Consider the following 17,932-nt stretch of genomic DNA (forward strand, 5'->3'; position numbering starts at 1 on the left):
TGCCGGGCAGCTTGCCGGTACCGTGGAGGCGGATGTCTTCGCTCTCTTCGTGGGGGTCGACGGTAACCAGGCCGGCCCGCATGATGATGTCGCCGCGCTCGTGTGCAGTGGCGTAGGGGGCTGCCAGGGCCATGCCGACCAAGGAAAGGGCGAAGAGGGATTTGAACTTGGCCATGGCGAACTCCCGAAGAAGTATTTACGTGTTGGAGTTGATATTAATAACTCCCGACAGTCCGGCCTTGATTTGTCTCAATAAAACTCCGGGATCTTGTTCGATCCGGATGGGAGGTAATAAAGTCGCTGTTTCTGGTGGAAGGCGATCTGGTGTCGAGTTGTTGGCTGGATAACTTTTTGGCGGGCAGGAAAGTTTGGCTTGCAGGGAGGCTCGAAAAACTTTCAGGAGGCTTGTCATCGTCGAAGTGTGTCGACAATCAAGCGGAAGAAAGAGCGGAGGTGGGATTCGACGGCTGGTACTGCGCGAGTCGTTCGGCGAAACCTGGATAATGGTTTCCGGACAGATGGGCGATGATAGTTTGCTCGGTCGCTTTCATCTTGATCTGGCGCAATAAAAGCTCTTTCGTGTTCTTGTGCGGGGAGTGAATTGTGAAGCCATTCTCAAAACACTGTCCTTCGTCCAGAGGGCGCGGGTGCCGAGGCGGGTTGTCGCAGATCGGGCCGGAGGCCTTGGCCCGAGCCCCGACAAGCCTTGCCACCGGTGGCTGCGGGTGGTTCCTCTGCAGAAGATGCTTTTCTCTTTGGGAATGTGCCTTGCCGAGGGTGCCCCGTATGAACGCTTATCCCCACCGTTTGCTGGCGGCTGTCTCACTGCTGCTCAGTCTGCCGCTGTCGGCGGCGTCGCTGGAGGAAAGCCAACGCCTGGCCGAGGAGGCAAAGGCCTCGCAAGAGCGCATCGAAGCGTTGGACGATACCGGTCGGGCAATACCGCGCGGCCATCCGGCAGGCCGAGGCCTTGAGGGGCTACAACACCCAGATGCGCGAAATGACCGTCGCCCAGAGCAAGGAACTGGCCGGTTATCGGTAGCAGCTGGACGATATCGAGCGTACCCGGCAGGCCGTGGCGCCGCAGATGCAGCGTATGGTCGAGGTGCTCGGCGAGTTCGTCGCGGCCGACCTGCCGTTCCTGCCGGAGGAGTGTGGCGACCGTCTGGCGCAGTTGCAGGAGCTGCGGCCGCAGCCGGATGTCTCCCTGGCGGAGAAATACCGGCGGACCCTCGAGGCCCGCCAGATCGAGAGCGACTATGGTCGTACCCTTGAGGCGTGGCGCGGCGAACTGCAGGCAGAGGGCGGCCTGCGCAGCGTCGAATTTTTCCGTCTGGGCCGGGTGATGCTTTATTACCAGACCCTCGACGGCCACGAGAGCGGCTGGTGGAGCCCAGGCGCGCCGCTGGGAGGTGCTTGACGACAGCGCCCGACGTCCCCTGGCCCAGGCCATCGCCATCGCCCGGCAGCAACAGGCTCCCGCCTACCTGCGGCTGCCCGTCAAGACCCTGACCCGGGAGGCCAAGCAATGATGCGTCGTTTCGCGGCCGCCTTTTTCCTGAGCCTGTTGCCGACCCTCGCCCCGGCGGCGGACGTCCTGAGTCCCGATCAACTGCTCGAGCATATCCGCAGCGAACGCGCCGCCGAGGTCGGTGCCATGGCCGAGCGAGAAAAGGCCTTCCTTGCCAAGCACAGCGAGCCAGCCAGTCTGCTCGCCGCCGCCCGGACCGAGCTGAATGCGCAGAAGGCCGAGGCCGAGCGCCTGAAGGCCGAATTCGACCGTCAGGCGGCCCAACTGGCCGAGCAGGAAAAAAACAGCTGACCCTGCACGTCGGCGACTTCGGCGAGCTGTTTGCCGTGGTTCGCCAGAGTGCCGGGGATATCGTCGGGCAGTGGCAGGACAGCCTGCTCAACGCGCAGTACCCCAGAGCGTCTGGCGCGCCTCAAGGCGCTGGCGGAAAGCAGGGTCCTGCCGTCCAGCGAGGATCTCGACGGCTACTGGATGACCCTGCTCGAAGACCTCGCCTCCAGCGGCCGGGTCGAGCGGCTGGAGCTGCCGGTGCTGCGCGTCGGCACCTTTTCCAGCTTCGGCGAGGCGGGCTTCCTGCGCTACGACGCCGAAGCCGGCGAACTGCTGGCGGCGGCCAACCAGCCCTCGGGACGCGGCCAGGTGACGAGCTATCTGGAGAGCGGCGAGGCGCTCGCCGAGCTGCCTGTCGATCCCTCGCGCGGCACCCTGCTGGCCCAGCTGCAACGCGAGCCGGATTTCTGGACCCGCCTGCAGCAGGGCGGACTGGTCGGCTGGGTGATCGTCGCCCTCGGCGTATTCGGTCTATGCCTCGCCGCCTGGCGGATATTCTATCTCGGCGGCGTGCTCGGGCCGCAGCCGCAGTTGGCCGACCTGGAAACCCTGGAACTCAAGCTGGGCGAGGTGATCCTCCAGGAAACCCCACCGCTGGAGCGCGGCCTGGGCCTGGTCAAGCTGATCAGTACGGTAGCCCCACTGCTCGGCCTGCTCGGTACCGTCGGCGGCATGATCGCGGTGTTCGATGTGCTGGCCCTGAGCGGGGCCGGCAACCTGCGCGGCATGGCCGCCGGCGGCGCCGAGGGCGGAGCGGGCAGTACCGCTCCGGCAATCCCCTGCACTGGCTGAGCCCGGCCCAGCTGGAGCAGGCGCACTGGAATCTCGCCCTGGAGGCGCTGACGCGCGCCGAGCAGGCCGGCGCGGGCCGTAGCCAGGTAGGCCCCTGGCGCGAGTGGGCGGAGGGCGAACTGGCGTTCGAGCGCGAACGACATCCGGCCACGGTGAACTGAGCGTTGCGGTTTCCGGCCCCTTCGAAGGCCGTTGGGACAGGCGGCGATTATTGGTCCAGCTGGTACGGATAGACCTTGCTGGTAGCCATCCGGTAACCCGCCTCGGCCAGCTCGCTGCTGGTATGTTCGACCTGTAGTTTGCCTTCCACCCAATACGGCTGGTACAGCACCTCGAGCTGTACGCCCGGCTCGTTGCGCACATGCACGATCTGGTTCGACGGCGGCGGTGGCACATGGATGCAGGCGCCGAAGTAGGGCACCAGCAGGAATTCGCGGACGCGCCCGTCGCTGGCAGTCTCCAGCGGCACCAGGTAGCCGGGCAGGCGGACCAGCTGGCCGTTCAGCGCCTCGACCACCGGCGCCGCCGGCGACATCTGCGCCGCGGGCGGGTCGGACTCGTCCGACAGCGCGCTGCCCTGGCCTGGGTCGTGCATCGGCGCCTGCGGTTCCGGAGTGGCCGGCGTCCCCGTCGGGATCATCTCGGTCCAGGCCAGGTCGCGGGGTTCGGCCGCCCACAGCGGCGGGACGAGGGCGAGCAGCAGGGCAATCAGAATGCGTCGCATCGGGACTCCTCACAGACGAATGGACAGGCCGTCGGACAACGACTGGCGATAGGCGCGCCAGGCCGGCACGCCGCCCAGCGGCAGGGCGGCGAGCAGAATGGCGCCGAGCAGCAGCCATTCGTAGGCGCTCGGCGCAGCGAACGGCAGATACAAACCGTAGGCCGCCTGCAGCGGTCCCTGGGCCAGCAGGATACCGAGATAGAGCAGGGCCAGGCCGAGCAAGATGCCGGCCAGGGCCAGCGCGAAGGCCTCCAGCACCAGCAGTCCGGCGATGTGCCAGGGCCGCGCGCCCAGCGAGCGGAGGATCGCCATCTCCCGGCGGCGCTCGTTGAGGCTGGCGAGGATCGCCGTGAGCATGCCGATCAGCCCGGTCAGCACGACGCACAGCGAGATCACGAACAGCGCCTGCTCCGCCGTGCCCATCAGGCTCCACAGCTCCTGCAGGGCGACCCCGGGGAGGATCGCCAGCAGCGGCTCGCCCAGGTAGTCGTTGATTTCCCGCTGCACGGCGAAGGTGGCGATCTTGCTGTCGAGACCGAGCAGGAAGGCGGTGATCGCCTTGGGCTGCAGGTCCAGCCGGCGCGCCCGTTCGGCGTCGATCCGCGCGCTGCCCTGGGCCGGCACGCCGCCTCGCCAGTCGACGTGCAGCGCCTCCATCCCGGCCAGGTCGATGTGCAGGGTGCGGTCCACCGGCGTGCCGGTGCGGCCGAGGATGCCGACCACGCGGAACGGCTTGTCGTCGTGGCGGGTCAGGCTGATCTTCGCCACGCCGTGGGCCAGGACGATCTCGTCGCCCGGTCGGTAGTGCAGCGCTTCGGCCACCTCGGCGCCGAGCACCACCTCGAACGGGTCCGCGGCGAAGGCGCGGCCTTCTTTCAATTCCAGTGGCTGCTGGCGGCCGTAGTGGTAGTGCTCGAAGTAGGCCGGCGTGGTGCCGAGCACCCGGTAGCCGCGGTGCGAATCGCCCAGCGACAGCGGGATCGCCCATTTCACCCGCGGGTGCTCGGCGAAGTGCCGGAAACTCTCCCAGCGGATGTTGTTGGTGGCGTTGCCGATGCGGAACACCGAGTAGAGCAGCAGGTTCACCGGACCGGAGCGGGCGCCGACGATCAGGTCGGTGCCGCTCAGGGTGCTGGCGAAGCTGGCGCGGGCCTCGGTGCGCACCCGCTCGACGGCGAGCAGTAGGCAGACCGAGAGGGCGATGGCGAACACTGTGAGCAGGGCGGTGAAGCGGCGGTTGGTCAGGCTGGCCAGGGCCAGGCGCAGCAGGTGCATGTCAGATCTCCCGGGGGCGGGCGGCGCGGTTCAGTTCGAGCAGCGACAGGTTGCGCTCGAACAATCCCGCCAGGCTCTGGTCGTGGCTGACGAACAGCAGGCTGGCCGAGGCTTCGCGGCACTCGGCGAAGAGCAGGTCGAGAAAGGCCTGGCGAGCGTCGGTGTCCAGTGCCGAAGTGGGCTCGTCGGCGATCACCAGCTCCGGCTGGCCGATCAGCGCGCGGGCGGCGGCGACCCGCTGCTGCTGGCCGATCGAGAGTTCCGCGGCGCGGCGTTCCAGCAGGGACTCGTCCAGGCCGAGGTGTTCCAGCAGGCCGGCCACCGCCCGGGCGACGCTGCCATGGCGCTGGCGGGCTCGTGCGGTGCGCAGCTTCGAGAAATGGCAGGGCAGCTCGACGTTGGCGCGTACCGACAGGAACGGCAGCAGGTTGAATTGCTGGAAGATGTAGCCGGTATGGTCGACCCGGAAGTGGTCGCGGGCCGCCGCGGAGAGCGCGCCGAGTTCGGTACCGAGCAGGCGGATGTGCCCGCGGGCGGGCTGCTGCACGCCGCCGAGCAGGCCGAGCAGGGTGGTCTTGCCGCTGCCGGAGGGGCCCTTGAGGAACAGGGTCTCGCCGCGCCGCAGGTGAAACTCGGGAATGTCCAGCAGCTCGGGCTGGCCCGGCCAGGCGAAACCGAGGTTGGACAGTTCGATCAGGGGGGCGCTCATGGTGTCGGTCGAGGTACTCGATTGGGTCGTCGGCCGCAGGCCTCAGAATTCCAGGGCGGTGCGTTCGGGGCCGAGTTCCAGGCCTTGCTGCCCGTGGGGGCCGATCAGTTGGACCTGGATCTTCCGGGTGGCCGGGAATGTGCCGAACAGTGCGGCGAGATTCAAGCCCTCCAGCGCGTCTGCGGCGCTGCACTGCAGGCGGTAGCGGGCCTCGATGGCGCTGTGCTCGTGTCCGGCGACTTCGTCCGGATCGAGCAGTGCGCCGTGCAGGCTGTGCTCCTGCACCCGGCAGCGGGCGGCGGACGGTACGCCGAACAGGTCGAGCGGCTGCTCCAGCCGGGCGCGGACCTCGGCTACCCTGGCCTGCTCGGCGTCGCTGCGGGCGGCATGTTCGAAGCCGACCAGGTTCATCGCCGGGCTGGCGAATTCGATTTCGAGGATCTCCCCGTCCAGCGCCAGGTTGAGCTGGGCGCTGCCGTGCTCGTGGGCGGCGAGGGCTTCCCCGTGGGCGTGTTCGGAATGGCGATGGGGCTCCTCGGCCCGGGCAAGGCCGGCGGTCAGCAGGAGGAGGGACAGGGCAAGCAGCGAGCGGGGCATGGCGGTCTCCGGGCCGGATTCACGTTATGTTATAACGAGTTTGCCCGGGCCTCGCCAGCTGCGGGTCGCGCTTGGCGGAGCGCAGGCGGCGTGGGAGCATGGCGGCCTTCATCGCGAGGAGCTGTGCCCATGCTGAGAATACGCGGACACATCGGCGACTGGCCGGTAGACCTGAGTCTGGAACTGGACGACGAGGACTGGGCGCGCCTCGGCGCCCGGCTGGCTGCCGGCAACCCCGGCGCGCCCGCGGCCCCGGCGACGGAGCCGGTCGACCGGCTCTGGCAGACCGCCCAGCAGCTGCTGCGCAGCGCCGGGCAGATGGACGGCCCCGCGCTGCTCAACCAGTTGCAGGCGCTGGCCGGCAGCGCCGAGGCCGGCAAGCGCCTGCTGGTGCGGCTGCGCCACTGCGCGCAGGTCCGGGTCGAGAACGGCCCGGACGCGCCGATCTACCACTGGGCGGAATGATGCTCACGCCTCAGTAGAGGGCCTGGTAGAGCTTGCGGCGGTAGGTGGCGACCAGCGGGTGATCGCTGCCGAGCAGGTCGAAGACCTGCAGCAGGGTCTTGTGCGGCAGGCCGTCGGCGTAGCTGCGGTTGCGCACGAACAGCCGGAGCAGGCCGTCCAGTGCCGCCTCGTACTGCTGGCGCGCCAGTTGCTGGATCGCCAACTGATGGGCGGCCTCGTCGTCGCCGCCGTCCTGGGCCAGACGGCTCTTCAGCGCGGCGACCTCCGGCAGGTCGGCGGCCTGGCGCAGGAAGGTCAGCTGGGCCCGGGCGCCGGCCAGGGCCTGCTTGTGTTCGTCGCCCTTCACCGCCGCGAGCACCGCCTCGGCCTCGCCCAGTTCGCCGCGTTCGGCCAGGCAGCGGGCATAGAGGATCAGCGCGGCGGCGTTTTCGTTGTCTTCGCCGAGCAGCGCCACGAGCAGGCTCTCCGCCTCGCCGAACTGCCCGGCGGCGAACAGCGCCTGGGCGTTTTCCAGCGGGTCGCCCGCGGCGGGGGCGGGCGGCTGCACGTGGGGTTCGAGCATCGCGCGGATCGCCGATTCCGGCTGGGCGCCGGCGAAACCGTCGATAGGCTGACCGTCCTTGAACAGCACCACGGTGGGCAGGCTGCGGATGCCCATGCGCATCACGGTCTGCTGCTCGACGTCGCTGTTGACCTTGGCCAGCAGCAGTTCGCCCTGGTAGCTCTCGGCGATCTTCGCCAAGAGCGGCATCAGTGCCTTGCAGGGCGCGCACCATTCGGCCCAGAAGTCCACCAGCACCGGCTTGTGAAAGGAGTTTTCGAGGACCAGTTGCTCGAAGCTGGCGTCGGTGACGTCGAAGATGTAGGGGGTTTCGCTCATCGGAACTCTCGGAATGGGCTGGAACGGAGGCCAGCATGGTAAGTGGGGGCGCGCAGCGGGGGAAGCAAGGGGCGGGCGGGGCGCCCGCTCAGGCGCCGCGCCGGGCGTGGTACAGACTGACCCGGCGAAACTCCGCCGGCTCGGCCAGGTCCGGCCAGGTGCAGGCGTCGAGGGTGGCCAGGCGCCGGTAGCGCGGATGGGCGAAGTCGCGCACCCGCGAGTCCGCCACCAGGGCCTCGCGGCCGCGGGCGAGGAACGCATCGAGCAGCGGCAGGTTGGCGCGGTCGTAGAGCACGTCGGCGACCAGGATCAGCTCGAAGCGGTCGGCCTCGGCGAAGAAGTCCGTCGAATAGCCTAGCTCCACCCCGTTCAGCGCGGCGTTCGCCCGGCAGGCGGCGAGCGCCAGCAGGTCGAGATCGCAGGCCACCACTTCGGCGGCGCCCAGGCGGGCCGCAGCGATTGCCGCGACGCCGCTGCCGGCGCCGAAGTCCAGCACGCGCCGGCCGCGTATCCACGCCGGGTGTTCGGCCAGCCAGCGGGCGAGCGCCAGGCCGCTGGCCCAGCAGAAGCTCCAGTAGGGCGGTTCCGCGAGGATGCGCCGGGTTTCCGACGGGCTGAAGGCGCGTGCCATGTTCGCCAGATCGACCAGCCAGAGGCGCAGGTCGCTGCCCGGCAGCGCCTGGGCGACCAGTCGGGCATCGCCGAGCAGCTCGTCCAGCGCCGCCTGCAGCTCGAACGGCGCGTTCACGGCGCGGGGACCAGTTGCAGGGCGCCCAGCGCCTGGCTGTCGACGACGGAAAGGGTACGCGGCGGCAGGCGCAGGATCAGCCGGCCGGACTGGCTGGCCCGGCCGCGCAGCTCGATCCGCGTGCCGGCGGCGAAGGGCTGCGGGTGAAAGCGCAGGCTGAACGGCAGCGTCTGGCCGTTGCCCTGCAGGCGGGTGCTGCCAAGCTCCTCGCGCGGCGTGCCGCGCGCATCGACCAGCAGCACCGCCAACTCCACCTCGCTGTCCGCCGGGGCGCCGAGCAGGCTGCCGCGCAGCTCGCGCTGGTCGGCCGGCAGCGCTTCGTGCGTGGCGGCGGGCGCTGCCGAGGGCGACGGCGGGGACGGCTCGGGGTGATTGGAACAGGCGGCGAGCAGGAGGCTCAGGCCGAGGAGGGCGAAAGGGCGCGGCGACATGGGGGCTCCTTGGCGAGGGGGTGGCTGGGCGTCTGTATAGCGCAAAGCCCGCGGCTTGTCTTGGGGGCGGGATGCGCTACCATGGACTCCCGTTCTGCGACAGCCCTCGCCCATGCATTGTCCCTTCTGCAGCGCCCACGACACCAAGGTCATCGACTCGCGGCTGGTCGCCGAGGGCGATCAGGTGCGCCGCCGTCGCGAATGCCAGGCCTGCGGCGAGCGCTTCACCACCTTCGAGACCGCCGAACTGGTGATGCCCCGGCTGATCAAGCAGGACGGCAGCCGCCAGCCGTTCGACGAGGACAAGCTGCGCGCCGGCATGCAGCGGGCGCTGGAGAAGCGTCCGGTGAGCGTCGAGCGCCTGGAGGCGGCGATCGGCCGGATCAAGCACGAGCTGCGCGCCACCGGCGAGCGGGAGATCAAGTCGCGGGTGCTCGGCGAGCTGGTGATGGCCGAGCTGCGCAAGCTCGACGAGGTCGCCTATATCCGCTTCGCCTCGGTCTACCGGCGCTTCCAGGACCTCAACGAGTTCCGCGAGGAAATCGAACGCCTCTCCCGCGAGCCATCCAAGCCATGAACCACCCTCTCTATATGGCCCGCGCCCTGGAACTGGCGCGCCGGGGACTGTATTCCACCCACCCCAATCCGCGGGTCGGCTGCGTGGTCGTCGCCGAAGGCACGGTGGTCGGCGAGGGCTGGCACGTGCGCGCCGGCGAGTCGCACGCCGAGGTCCATGCCCTGCGCCAGGCCGGCGAGCGGGCGCGCGGCGCCACCGCCTACGTCACCCTGGAGCCCTGCAGCCATCACGGGCGCACGCCGCCCTGCGCCGAGGCGCTGGTCGCGGCCGGGGTCGGCCGGGTGGTGGCGGCCATGCAGGACCCCAATCCGCAGGTGTCCGGGCGCGGTCTGGCGCGTTTGCGCCAGGCCGGCATCGAGGTCGAGGTCGGCGTGCTGGAGGCCGAGGCGCGCGAACTCAACGCCGGTTTCGTCAAGCGCATGGAGCGCGGCCTTCCGCTGGTGCGGGTCAAGCTGGCGATGAGCCTGGACGGCCGCACGGCGATGGCCAGCGGCGAGAGCCAGTGGATCACCGGGGCGCCGGCGCGCGCCGCGGTGCAGCGCCTGCGCGCCCGCTCCAGCGTGGTGCTGACCGGCGCCGACACCGTGCTCGCCGACGGCGCCCGGCTCACCGTGCGCGGCGAGGAGCTGGGGCTGGCGCCCGAGCAGGCCGCCCTGGCGCTGCAGCGCCCGCCGCTGCGCGTGCTGGTCGACGGAGGCCTGCGGGTGCCGCTGGACGCGCCCTTCTTCCAGGCCGGGCCGGCGCTGGTGGCGAGCTGCGCGGCCGAGCGCGAAGCCGCCTACCGCGCGGCCGGCCACGAGCTGCTGGCCTTGCCGGGCGAGGCCGACCGGGTCGACCTGCCGGCGCTGCTCGCCGAGCTGGCCGCGCGCGGCGCCAACGAGGTGCTGGTGGAGGCCGGCCCGCGCCTGGCCGGGGCCTTCGCCCGGCTGGGGCTGGTCGACGAGTACCGGATTTTCGTCGCGCCCAAGTTCCTCGGCTCGACCGCCCGGCCGCTTCTGGAGCTGCCCTTGGAGCGCATGGCCGAGGCGCGCGCGCTGAAGATCCGCGACATCCGCGCGGTGGGCGAGGACTGGCAGATCGTCGCGGTGCCCGCCTAGACGGCGCCTCATCCTCGCCCAGAGAGCCAGACGCCGGTGGCCGGCGGCGCGCGCCTTGTGGTAAAAAGCGCCTCCGGGCCGCAGGGCCCGACGTTCTCAGGGCGGGGTGGAATTCCCCACCGGCGGTGATGACGCGCAGCGTCCAGCCCGCGAGCGCTTGCCACGGGGCGATCCCGCGCAAGGTCAGCAGATCCGGTGCGATTCCGGAGCCGACGGTCAGAGTCCGGATGAGAGAGCGGGATGTTCCGCCACGCGCAATCCGCGCGCGCGATCCCTTTCGATCTGCATGCCCTGTTTTTCCGAAACAGGAGATCGTTCCATGCACCATCATCTGCAACAGCGTGCCGGAGGGACTGCATGTTCACCGGCATAATCGAGGCCATCGGCACCGTCCGCGCCCTCACCCCCAAGGGCGGCGACGTGCGCGTCTACGTCCAGACCGGCAAGCTCGATCTCGGCGACGTCAAGCTCGGCGACAGCATCGCGGTGAACGGCATTTGCCTGACCGCGGTGGAGCTGCCCGGCGACGGCTTCTGGGCCGACGTCAGCCGCGAGACCCTGGCGCGTAGCGCCTTCATCGACCTCAAGGCGGGCAGCCGGGTCAACCTGGAAAAGGCCCTGACCCCCACCAGTCGCCTCGGCGGCCACCTGGTCAGCGGGCACGTCGACGGCGTCGGCGAGGTGATCTCCCGCGAGGAGAACGCCCGCGCCGTGCAGTTCCGCATCCGTGCGCCGCGCGAGCTGGCGCGCTACATCGCCCTCAAGGGCTCGATCACCGTCGACGGCACCAGCCTGACGGTCAACGGGGTGAACGGCGCCGAGTTCGAGCTGACCATCGTGCCGCACACCCTGGGCGAGACCATCATGGTCGACTACCGGCCGGGCCGGCAGGTGAACCTGGAGGTCGACCTCCTGGCGCGCTACCTGGAGCGGCTGATGCTCGGCGACAAGGCCGCCGAGCCCAGCGCCTCCGGCCTCACCACCAGCTTTCTGGCCGAGCACGGCTACCTGAAGTAATCGAGGAGTGGCCAGATGGCTCTCAACAGCATTGACGAACTGATCGAAGACATACGCCAGGGCAAGATGGTCATCCTCATGGATGACGAGGACCGCGAGAACGAGGGCGACCTGATCATGGCCGCCGAATGCGTGCAGGCCGAGCACATCAATTTCATGGCCAAGCACGCCCGCGGGCTGATCTGCATGCCGATGAGCCGCGAGCGCTGCGAAACCCTCAAGCTGCCGCTGATGGCGCCGCGCAACGGCTCCGGCTTCGGCACCAAGTTCACCGTCTCCATCGAGGCGGCCGAGGGCGTCACCACCGGAATTTCCGCCGCCGACCGGGCGCGCACCGTGCAGGTCGCCGCGGCGAAGCATGCCAAGGCCGACGACATCGTCAGCCCCGGGCACATCTTCCCGCTGATGGCCCAGTCGGGCGGCGTGCTGTCCCGTGCCGGACACACCGAGGCGGCCTGCGACCTGGCGCGGATGGCCGGCTTCGAGCCTTCCGGGGTGATCTGCGAGATCATGAACGACGACGGCAGCATGGCCCGTCGTCCCGAGCTGGAGGCCTTCGCCGAGCAGCACGGCATCAAGATCGGCACCATCGCCGACCTGATCCACTACCGGCTGATCCACGAGCGCACCATCCAGCGCATCGCCGAGCAGGAGCTGGACAGCGAACTGGGCCGCTTCCACCTGGTGAGCTACCGTGACGCGGTGGAAGGCGACGTGCACATGGCGCTGATCATGGGCGAGATTCACGCCGACGAGCCGACCTTGGTGCGGGTGCACAACATGGACCCGCTGCGCGACCTGCTGATGGTCCGCCAGCCGGGTCGCTGGAGCCTGCGCGCGGCGATGGCCGAGGTGGCCCGCGCCGGCCGCGGCGTGGTGCTGCTGCTCGGCCATCCGCTGGAGGCCAACGAGGTGTTGACCCTGCTGCGCGAGGGGACGCCCAAGTCGCCGAGCACCTACAGCACCGTCGGTGCCGGTTCGCAGATCCTGCGCGATCTCGGCGTGCGCAAGATGCGCCTGATGAGCGCGCCGATGAAGTTCAACGCGATATCCGGGTTCGACCTGGAGGTTGTAGAATACCTGCCCGCCGAATGATCCCCGCCGGAACCGCCCTCCACTCCCATGCCCTTGCCGGCAGGGGCGGGCGGTGCCGTCCGGGAGGTCGGGACCGATTGGTTTGCGGAGCCGCCGAGGGCGCTCCGGTTCTTTAACGAGACGAGATTCGCCAATGACCCTGAAGACCATCGAAGGTACCTTCACCGCCACCAAGGGCCGCTACGCCCTGGTGGTCGGCCGCTTCAACAGTTTCGTCGTGGAAAGCCTGGTGCAGGGCGCCATCGATACCCTGGTGCGCCACGGCGTCGAGCAGAGCGAGCTGACCATCGTCCGTGTCCCCGGCGCCTTCGAGATCCCGCTGGTGGCCCAGAAGGTCGCCCAGCGCGGCGAATTCGACGCCATCATCGCCCTCGGCGCGGTGATCCGCGGCGGTACCCCGCACTTCGAATACGTCGCCGGCGAGTGCACCAAGGGCCTGGCTCAGGTGTCCCTGCAGTTCGGCGTGCCGGTCGCCTTCGGCGTGCTCACCGTCGACTCCATCGAGCAGGCCATCGAACGCTCGGGTACCAAGGCCGGCAACAAGGGCGCCGAAGCGGCCCTGTCCGCCCTGGAAATGGTCAGCCTGATGGCGGCCCTGGAGGCCAAGTGAGCGCGAATCGCGACGACGGCCAGAGCGGGCAGGGCGCCAAGCCGGCCAAGGGCAAGATAGCGGCGCGCCGGCAGGCGCGCGTCCTGGCCATGCAGGCGCTCTACCAGTGGCACGTGGCCGGTCAGCCGCTCAACGAGATCGAGGCGCAGTTTCGCGCCGACAACGATTTCAGCACGGTCGACGGTGCCTACTTCCACGAAATCCTGCACGGCGTGCCGCGGCAGAAGACCGAGATCGACGAGGCCTTTGCGCCGCTGCTCGATCGCCCGCTGGCGGAGGTCGACCCGGTGGAACTGGCCATCCTGCGGCTGTCCACCTACGAGCTGCGCAGCCGTCCCGACGTACCCTACCGGGTGGTGATCAACGAGGGCATCGAGCTGGCCAAGGTGTTCGGCGCCACCGACGGACACAAGTTCGTCAACGGCGTGCTGGACAAGCTGGCGCCGCGCCTGCGCGCGGCCGAAGCCCGCGGCGGCAGGCGCTGAGCGCGCCGATGGGCGAGTTCGAGCTGATCCGCCGCTACTTCGCCGCCGCCGCCTGTGCGCAGGCGGCGCCCGGCGTGGCTCTCGGCATCGGCGACGACTGCGCCCTGCTGGAGCTTCCCGCCGACGAGCAGTTGGCGATTTCCACCGATACCATGGTCGCCGGGGTGCACTTCCCCGATCCCTGCGATCCCTTTCTGCTCGGCCAGCGCGCCCTGGCCGCGGCCGCCAGCGACCTGGCGGCGATGGGCGCCACGCCCCTCGGCTTCACCCTCGCCCTGACCTTGCCGGCGGCCGATCCGGCCTGGCTGGCGGCCTTCGCCCGCGGCCTCGACCACAAGGCGCGCGAGTGCGGCTTGGCGCTGATCGGCGGCGATACCACCCGTGGTCCCCTGTGCATCACCCTCACCGTGTTCGGCCGGGTGCCGGGCGGTCTGGCGCTGCGTCGGAACGGCGCGCGTCCCGGCGACCTGCTCTGCGTCGGCGGCCCGCTCGGCGATGCCGCCGGCGCGCTGTCGCTGGTGCTCGGCCGGCGCCAGGCGCCCGACGAGATCGCCGGCCCGTTGCTGGCGCGCTACTGGTCGCCGCGGCCGCAGCTATCCCTGGGGCTGGCGCTGCGCGGTCGGGCCAGTGCGGCGCTGGACGTTTCCGACGGCCTGCTCGCCGACTGCGGGCATATCGCCGCGGCATCCGGCGTGGCCCTGTGCATCGAGCGCCGCCGGGTGCCGCTGTCGGCGCCGCTGCGCAGCCTGCTCGACGAGGAGGCCGCACTGGCCTGTGCCCTCGGCGGCGGCGACGACTACGTGCTGGCCTTCACCCTGCCGCCGCGCTTCCTCGCCGCCCTGCAGGCCGAGTGGCCGTTGCGGGTGATCGGTCGGGTCGAGGCCGGCTCGGGGGTGCGCCTGCTGGACGAGGCCGGACGAGTGCTCGAAGCGCCGCCCGGCGGCTATCAACATTTCGGGAGTCCGCGTGACTGAATCCGTGCGCGTGCCGCCCTCGGTGTGGCGCAATCCCTGGCACTTCCTGGCCTTCGGCTTCGGCTCCGGAACCCTGCCGAAGGCCCCCGGTACCTGGGGTTCGCTGGTCGCGCTGCCCTTCGTGCCGCTCTGGCAGATGCTGCCGGACTGGGGCTACTGGCTGCTGCTCGGGCTGACCATGCTGTTCGGCTTCTGGCTCTGCGGCAGGGTTGCCGCCGATCTCAAGGTGCACGACCACGAAGGCATCGTCTGGGACGAGATGGTCGGTATGTGGATCACCCTCTGGCTGGTCCCGGAAGGCTGGCAGTGGCTGCTGCTGGGGTTCGCGATGTTCCGCCTGATGGACATCCTCAAGCCCTGGCCGATCCACTGGATCGACCGTCACGTGCACGGCGGTGTCGGCATCATGCTGGACGACGTGCTGGCCGGGGTCTTCGCCTGGCTGGCGATGCAACTGCTCGTCTGGGGTCTGGCCTGGCTATGAAGCGGGTCTGGGCGAGCGTGTTGCTGTGCTGCTGCCTGGGCGTCGCGGCCGCCGGGGCGGGGGAGGAGCTACCGGGGGCGCTGCTGGCCGGGGCGAGCCTGCCGCGGGAGATCCTGCTGGTCGGCGTCGAGCGCAAGAACCATACCGGTGCCGATGCCCGCGGCCTGGTCTGGGAGATCCTGCGCCTGGTCTTCGAGCCGGCCGGGCTGCAGGTGCGCACCGACACCGTGCCCTATACCCGCGCGGTCGGTCTGGTCGCCCGCGGTGATGCCGATGCCTGGGTCGGCGCCTATCCGGAGGAGACCGCGGGAGCCCTGTTTCCCAAGTGGCACTACGCCGCCGAGGTGATCGCGGCGCTCGGCCTGGCCCGGGCACCGGTACCGACCCTGCAGGACCTGGGCAATTTCCGCCTGGCCTGGATACGCGGCTACGCCTTCGATAAGTACCTGCCGCGGTTGCAGCGCTACCAGGAAATCCAGCGCTACAACGGCGCGCTGGCGATGCTCCGGCTCGGCCATGCCGACTACCTGATCGCCGCCCGGGCGGAACTCGAGAGCGTTCTCGCCTGGGCAGAAGCTCCCGACGCTTACCGCATCACCGACCTGACCTTGTTGCCGCTGTACCCTGGCTTCGCCGACACGCCCCGCGGGCGCGAGCTGGCCGCGCTGTACGACCGGCGCATGGGCGAGCTGGTGCGCTCCGGCGAGCTGCGGCCGATCTTCGAGCGCTGGCAACAGCCTTATCCTTTCGACTGATACTTCCTGGAGGCAGGGATGCTGCGCTTTCGTTGGTTCGTCGCCGGCCTGCCGCTGGCCGTTGCCGCCAGCTTGGCGGCCGCGCCTCAGGTGCGGGTGGTGGGCTTGTTCCCCGGCGCCGCGGTGGTCAACCTGGACGGTCGGCGCCAGCTGCTCAAGGTCGGCCAAGAGGGGCCGGGCGGCGTGCGGCTGATCGCCGCCGACAGCCGCGGCGCGCTGCTGCAGGTCGACGGCGTGGAGCGCCGCTACGAGCTGACCCGTGAATACGGCGAGGGCGACGGTTTCGCGCCGCCGGGCAAGGCGCGCCTCGGCGTCGCCCGCGGCGAGGGCGGCCACTACTGGGTCGCCGGCGCCATCGGCGGCCAGCCGGTGCAGTTCCTGGTCGACACCGGGGCCACCACCGTGGCGCTCAGCGAAAGCCAGGCCCGGCGTCTGGGCATCGACTATCGCGGCGGCGGGCGGCCGGTGCGGGTGAGCACCGCCAACGGCACGACCCAGGGCTGGCAGGTCAAGCTGGAGCGGGTCAAGGTCGGCGCGCTCGAGGTGCTCGGCGTCGAGGCGGTGGTCCTGCAGGGCGACTCGCCGAGCACCGCCCTGCTCGGTATGAGCTTTCTCAACCGCGTGCGTTGGCGGGAGGAGCAGGGGCTGCTGATGCTGGAGTCGAAGCTCTAGCGGCGCGCCCCGGTTCGCCCTTCGGCGCGAGGCTTCCGGTCGATGATCGGCAATTCGGGCTGCGCCGCCGGGCGACACGGCTGTTACAATGGCCGTTCGCCGAATCTTTCAGGAGTCCCTCCGGTGTCCGTCGTCTTCGCCGCCGCATCCAAGCTGCCCACGCCGTTCGGCGTCTTCACCATGCATGGCTTTCTCGACGAGGCCACCGGCAAGGAGCATGTGGCGCTCACCCTGGGCAAGGTGGACGACGGAGCGCCGGTGCTCGGCCGCCTGCATTCCGAATGCCTGACCGGCGACGCGCTGTTCAGCCTGCGCTGCGACTGCGGCTTCCAGCTGGAGGCGGCGCTGCGCGCCATTGCCGCCGAGGGCCGCGGCGTACTGCTCTACCTGCGCCAGGAAGGGCGCGGCATCGGCCTGCTGAACAAGATCCGCGCCTACAAGCTGCAGGATGCCGGGGCCGATACCGTCGAGGCCAACGAGCGCCTGGGCTTTCGCGCCGACCAGCGCGACTATGGGATCTGCAAGCCGATGCTGGAGCATTTGGGCATCTCGGCGATCAAGCTGATGACCAACAACCCGCGCAAGGTCAAGGCGCTGGAAGGCTCCGGCATCCGGGTGGCCGAGCGGGTGCCGCTGCAGACCGGACTCAACCCGCACAACCAGAAGTACCTGCAGACCAAGGCCGGCAAGCTCGGCCATCTGCTCGGCAGCCTGCACCAGGGCGAGGTGGAGGCGGAGTCCGAGGGCTGAGGCCGGTCTCTCTGCGTTCCCGGCCGCGCCCGTTCCGCGCGATGCGCCCGTGGCTCGCCGGCCTGCTCTGCTTCGCCCTGCCGCTGATGGCCGCCGAGCGGGTGGTCAGCCTGGCGCCGTCGCTCACCGAACTGATGCTCGAACTGGATGCCGGCGACCGCCTGGTCGGCGTGCTCGACGGCGGCGAACGGCCGGCGGCGCTGGCCGGCCTGCCTTCGCTGGGGCGCTGGGGGCGGCTGGAAATGGAGGGCCTGCTCGCCCTGCGCCCGGACCTGATCCTGCTCTGGCCGGACAGCCTCGGCGCGGCGCAGCGCGAACAGTTGCGCGGTTTCGGCATCCCCGTTTTCGAGGCGCAGCCGCGGCGCTTGGAGGATATCGCCGGGCAGCTCGAGGCGCTCGGCGCGCAGGTGGGGCGCGCCGAACGGGGCCGGCAGCTGGCGGCGCAGCTGCGGGGGCAACTCGCCGAGCTGCGCCGCCATTACCGTCGCGAGGTGCCGCTGCGGGTCTTCTACCAGGTCTGGGACCGGCCGCTGTACAGCATCGGCGGTGTGCAGATCATCAGCGACGCCCTGCAGGTCTGCGGTGCGGTGAACGTCTTCGCCGACCTCGACCTGCCGGCGCCGCAGCTCTCCCTGGAGGCGGTGCTGGCGCGCGATCCCGAGGTGATCCTGGTCAGTGAGCCGGACCAGCTCGCCGCCTGGCAGGCCTGGCCGCAGCTGGGGGCGGTGCGCCGCGGGCAGGTCTGGGCAGTACCCGACCGCGGCCTCGAACGGCCCAGCCTGCAGATGCTGGCGGCCACCCGCACGCTCTGCGAGCTGCTGCGCCAGGCCCGGCCCTGATCGGCCCGCGGCGGGCAGGCGAAGCGGATGCATTCGGGCGGGCGGCGGCGCTATCGTTGTCCCATTCCGATGTGGAAGGAGCGCGCAGGGAGGTC

The 17,932-nt window shown here is 70.1% G+C and carries 21 protein-coding genes, 2 pseudogenes and 1 riboswitch; of the genes and pseudogenes, 15 read left to right on the forward strand and 8 right to left on the reverse strand.

Annotation, left to right across the window (positions count from 1 at the left end; translation table 11 throughout):
- Positions 1-431 precede the first annotated feature (431 nt).
- Positions 432-566, reverse strand: a complete 135-nt coding sequence (locus BMY22_RS25190; RefSeq protein WP_279626340.1) for a hypothetical protein — start codon at positions 564-566, stop codon at positions 432-434.
- A gap of 530 nt (positions 567-1,096) precedes the next feature.
- Here BMY22_RS25190 and BMY22_RS25305 point away from each other — a divergent pair.
- Together BMY22_RS25305 and BMY22_RS03720 are read left to right on the forward strand one after the other, a co-directional pair.
- A pseudogene (locus BMY22_RS25305) lies at positions 1,097-1,532 on the forward strand (DUF3450 domain-containing protein).
- A pseudogene (locus tag BMY22_RS03720) lies at positions 1,532-2,599 on the forward strand (MotA/TolQ/ExbB proton channel family protein); the annotation flags it as partial. The pseudogenes BMY22_RS25305 and BMY22_RS03720, both read left to right, overlap by 1 nt.
- A gap of 262 nt (positions 2,600-2,861) precedes the next feature.
- Here the strand turns inward: BMY22_RS03720 and BMY22_RS03725 are convergent.
- Genes BMY22_RS03725 through BMY22_RS03740 form a run of 4 tightly spaced genes read right to left on the reverse strand, consistent with a single transcriptional unit; the run spans position 2,862 to position 5,958 of the window.
- On the reverse strand, positions 2,862-3,377 hold the full coding sequence (locus BMY22_RS03725; RefSeq protein WP_090619683.1) for a DUF3299 domain-containing protein: 516 nt from the start codon (positions 3,375-3,377) through the stop codon (positions 2,862-2,864).
- 9 nt (positions 3,378-3,386) lie between these two features.
- Entirely contained in the window at positions 3,387-4,652 is a 1,266-nt protein-coding gene (locus BMY22_RS03730) for an ABC transporter permease (protein ID WP_090619685.1), read from the reverse strand.
- A 1-nt stretch (position 4,653) separates the two neighbouring features.
- Positions 4,654-5,361, reverse strand: coding sequence for an ABC transporter ATP-binding protein (locus BMY22_RS03735; RefSeq protein ID WP_090619686.1), 708 nt, complete (start codon positions 5,359-5,361; stop codon positions 4,654-4,656).
- Positions 5,362-5,403: 42 nt separating this feature from the next.
- A complete protein-coding gene (locus BMY22_RS03740) occupies positions 5,404-5,958 on the reverse strand; it encodes a DUF2796 domain-containing protein (RefSeq protein WP_090619688.1) in 555 nt (184 codons plus the stop codon).
- Positions 5,959-6,087: 129 nt separating this feature from the next.
- On the opposite strand from BMY22_RS03740, the gene BMY22_RS03745 reads away from it, so the two are divergent.
- On the forward strand, positions 6,088-6,423 hold the full coding sequence (locus BMY22_RS03745; protein WP_090619690.1) for a hypothetical protein: 336 nt from the start codon (positions 6,088-6,090) through the stop codon (positions 6,421-6,423).
- Positions 6,424-6,433: 10 nt separating this feature from the next.
- Here the strand turns inward: BMY22_RS03745 and trxA are convergent, their stop codons facing one another.
- The 3 genes from trxA to BMY22_RS03760 form a co-directional block, all read right to left on the reverse strand.
- Positions 6,434-7,303, reverse strand: a complete 870-nt coding sequence (gene trxA / locus BMY22_RS03750; protein WP_090619691.1) for a thioredoxin — start codon at positions 7,301-7,303, stop codon at positions 6,434-6,436.
- Between the two features lie 88 nt (positions 7,304-7,391).
- Complete coding sequence (locus BMY22_RS03755; protein WP_090619693.1) at positions 7,392-8,051, reverse strand: class I SAM-dependent methyltransferase; 660 nt, start codon at positions 8,049-8,051, stop codon at positions 7,392-7,394.
- Complete coding sequence (locus tag BMY22_RS03760; protein ID WP_090619694.1) at positions 8,048-8,482, reverse strand: hypothetical protein; 435 nt, start codon at positions 8,480-8,482, stop codon at positions 8,048-8,050. Before BMY22_RS03760 ends, BMY22_RS03755 begins: the two co-directional genes overlap by 4 nt.
- A 112-nt stretch (positions 8,483-8,594) precedes the next feature.
- On the opposite strand from BMY22_RS03760, the gene nrdR reads away from it, so the two are divergent.
- The 12 genes from nrdR to BMY22_RS03820 all read left to right on the forward strand — a co-directional run bounded on the left by nrdR (position 8,595) and on the right by BMY22_RS03820 (position 17,837).
- Entirely contained in the window at positions 8,595-9,059 is a 465-nt protein-coding gene (gene nrdR, locus BMY22_RS03765; protein WP_039806057.1) for a transcriptional regulator NrdR, read from the forward strand.
- Positions 9,060-9,073: 14 nt separating this feature from the next.
- Positions 9,074-10,156 carry a bifunctional diaminohydroxyphosphoribosylaminopyrimidine deaminase/5-amino-6-(5-phosphoribosylamino)uracil reductase RibD gene (gene ribD / locus BMY22_RS03770; RefSeq protein ID WP_090619903.1) on the forward strand — a complete coding sequence of 361 codons (1,083 nt, stop codon included), beginning with the start codon at positions 9,074-9,076 and terminating at the stop codon, positions 10,154-10,156.
- 88 nt (positions 10,157-10,244) lie between these two features.
- Positions 10,245-10,399, forward strand: a riboswitch (FMN riboswitch).
- 114 nt (positions 10,400-10,513) lie between these two features.
- Positions 10,514-11,173, forward strand: coding sequence for a riboflavin synthase (locus BMY22_RS03775; protein ID WP_090619696.1), 660 nt, complete (start codon positions 10,514-10,516; stop codon positions 11,171-11,173).
- 15 nt (positions 11,174-11,188) lie between these two features.
- A complete protein-coding gene (ribBA, locus tag BMY22_RS03780) occupies positions 11,189-12,268 on the forward strand; it encodes a bifunctional 3,4-dihydroxy-2-butanone-4-phosphate synthase/GTP cyclohydrolase II (RefSeq protein WP_090619697.1) in 1,080 nt (359 codons plus the stop codon).
- Positions 12,269-12,401: 133 nt separating this feature from the next.
- On the forward strand, positions 12,402-12,878 hold the full coding sequence (gene ribH / locus BMY22_RS03785; protein ID WP_090619699.1) for a 6,7-dimethyl-8-ribityllumazine synthase: 477 nt from the start codon (positions 12,402-12,404) through the stop codon (positions 12,876-12,878).
- Positions 12,875-13,363 (forward strand): transcription antitermination factor NusB, encoded by a 489-nt coding sequence (nusB, locus tag BMY22_RS03790; protein WP_090619700.1) that lies wholly within the window; start codon positions 12,875-12,877, stop codon positions 13,361-13,363. The genes ribH and nusB overlap by 4 nt, the downstream gene beginning before the upstream one ends.
- A gap of 8 nt (positions 13,364-13,371) precedes the next feature.
- Positions 13,372-14,337: a thiamine-phosphate kinase gene (gene thiL / locus BMY22_RS03795; RefSeq protein WP_090619701.1), complete on the forward strand. Its 966-nt coding sequence runs from the start codon at positions 13,372-13,374 to the stop codon at positions 14,335-14,337.
- 4 nt (positions 14,338-14,341) lie between these two features.
- Positions 14,342-14,821: a phosphatidylglycerophosphatase A family protein gene (locus BMY22_RS03800; RefSeq protein ID WP_090619904.1), complete on the forward strand. Its 480-nt coding sequence runs from the start codon at positions 14,342-14,344 to the stop codon at positions 14,819-14,821.
- Positions 14,818-15,576, forward strand: coding sequence for a substrate-binding periplasmic protein (locus tag BMY22_RS03805; protein WP_090619703.1), 759 nt, complete (start codon positions 14,818-14,820; stop codon positions 15,574-15,576). The genes BMY22_RS03800 and BMY22_RS03805 overlap by 4 nt, the downstream gene beginning before the upstream one ends.
- Before the next feature lie 18 nt (positions 15,577-15,594).
- Positions 15,595-16,248, forward strand: a complete 654-nt coding sequence (locus tag BMY22_RS03810; protein ID WP_090619705.1) for a retropepsin-like aspartic protease family protein — start codon at positions 15,595-15,597, stop codon at positions 16,246-16,248.
- A gap of 123 nt (positions 16,249-16,371) precedes the next feature.
- Entirely contained in the window at positions 16,372-16,998 is a 627-nt protein-coding gene (ribA, locus tag BMY22_RS03815; protein WP_090619707.1) for a GTP cyclohydrolase II, read from the forward strand.
- 41 nt (positions 16,999-17,039) lie between these two features.
- On the forward strand, positions 17,040-17,837 hold the full coding sequence (locus BMY22_RS03820) for a cobalamin-binding protein (RefSeq protein WP_090619708.1): 798 nt from the start codon (positions 17,040-17,042) through the stop codon (positions 17,835-17,837).
- Positions 17,838-17,932: the final 95 nt, after the last annotated feature.

This window comes from Azotobacter beijerinckii (assembly GCF_900110885.1).
Taxonomy (GTDB): domain Bacteria; phylum Pseudomonadota; class Gammaproteobacteria; order Pseudomonadales; family Pseudomonadaceae; genus Azotobacter; species Azotobacter beijerinckii.

Coding starts and splice junctions, on each gene's coding strand:
- BMY22_RS03725 (WP_090619683.1), bottom strand. CDS start 3,377: ATGCGACGCATTCTGATTGCCCTGCTGCTCGCCCTCGTCCCGCCGCTG.
- BMY22_RS03730 (WP_090619685.1), bottom strand. CDS start 4,652: ATGCACCTGCTGCGCCTGGCCCTGGCCAGCCTGACCAACCGCCGCTTC.
- BMY22_RS03735 (WP_090619686.1), bottom strand. CDS start 5,361: ATGAGCGCCCCCCTGATCGAACTGTCCAACCTCGGTTTCGCCTGGCCG.
- BMY22_RS03740 (WP_090619688.1), bottom strand. CDS start 5,958: ATGCCCCGCTCGCTGCTTGCCCTGTCCCTCCTCCTGCTGACCGCCGGC.
- BMY22_RS03745 (WP_090619690.1), top strand. CDS start 6,088: ATGCTGAGAATACGCGGACACATCGGCGACTGGCCGGTAGACCTGAGT.
- trxA (WP_090619691.1), bottom strand. CDS start 7,303: ATGAGCGAAACCCCCTACATCTTCGACGTCACCGACGCCAGCTTCGAG.
- BMY22_RS03760 (WP_090619694.1), bottom strand. CDS start 8,482: ATGTCGCCGCGCCCTTTCGCCCTCCTCGGCCTGAGCCTCCTGCTCGCC.
- nrdR (WP_039806057.1), top strand. CDS start 8,595: ATGCATTGTCCCTTCTGCAGCGCCCACGACACCAAGGTCATCGACTCG.
- ribD (WP_090619903.1), top strand. CDS start 9,074: ATGGCCCGCGCCCTGGAACTGGCGCGCCGGGGACTGTATTCCACCCAC.
- BMY22_RS03775 (WP_090619696.1), top strand. CDS start 10,514: ATGTTCACCGGCATAATCGAGGCCATCGGCACCGTCCGCGCCCTCACC.
- ribBA (WP_090619697.1), top strand. CDS start 11,189: ATGGCTCTCAACAGCATTGACGAACTGATCGAAGACATACGCCAGGGC.
- ribH (WP_090619699.1), top strand. CDS start 12,402: ATGACCCTGAAGACCATCGAAGGTACCTTCACCGCCACCAAGGGCCGC.
- thiL (WP_090619701.1), top strand. CDS start 13,372: ATGGGCGAGTTCGAGCTGATCCGCCGCTACTTCGCCGCCGCCGCCTGT.
- BMY22_RS03805 (WP_090619703.1), top strand. CDS start 14,818: ATGAAGCGGGTCTGGGCGAGCGTGTTGCTGTGCTGCTGCCTGGGCGTC.
- BMY22_RS03810 (WP_090619705.1), top strand. CDS start 15,595: ATGCTGCGCTTTCGTTGGTTCGTCGCCGGCCTGCCGCTGGCCGTTGCC.
- BMY22_RS03820 (WP_090619708.1), top strand. CDS start 17,040: ATGCGCCCGTGGCTCGCCGGCCTGCTCTGCTTCGCCCTGCCGCTGATG.